Origin of the sequence: Mesorhizobium sp. M3A.F.Ca.ET.175.01.1.1, assembly GCF_004791945.1 — a bacterium.
Lineage (GTDB): Bacteria > Pseudomonadota > Alphaproteobacteria > Rhizobiales > Rhizobiaceae > Mesorhizobium.
In genome coordinates this window covers 1-284 of record NZ_SRTP01000411.1, presented here as the reverse complement: position 1 = coordinate 284, position 284 = coordinate 1, and the positions used below count along the sequence as shown (strand labels likewise).

Here is a 284-nt window from a genome sequence, read left to right as displayed (position 1 = left end):
GGCGAAGGCAAGGTAGCGCACCGCCACGGCCTGGTCGGCCTTGTCGCCCCTCTGCATCTCCAGAGCCGCGCGATCATACGCGGCCGACTGATCGCCGCGGTCAGTGGCCAGCTCGAACAATCTTTGCGCTTCGGCCAGATCCTGCGGCACGCCGACACCGTCCCTGTACATGCGCGCAAGGCTGCCGGGAGCGTAGGGCTGCCCGAGATCCATGGATTTCTGGAAGAGCGAGAGCGCCGTCTTGGGATCCTTCTCGACCCCGGTGCCGGCGAGATAATTGCGGC

General features: G+C 66.2%; 1 pseudogene. It reads right to left on the bottom strand.

The annotated features are described in order from the left end of the window. Positions 1 to 284 (bottom strand): annotated as a pseudogene (locus tag EN818_RS32210) (SEL1-like repeat protein); the annotation flags it as partial.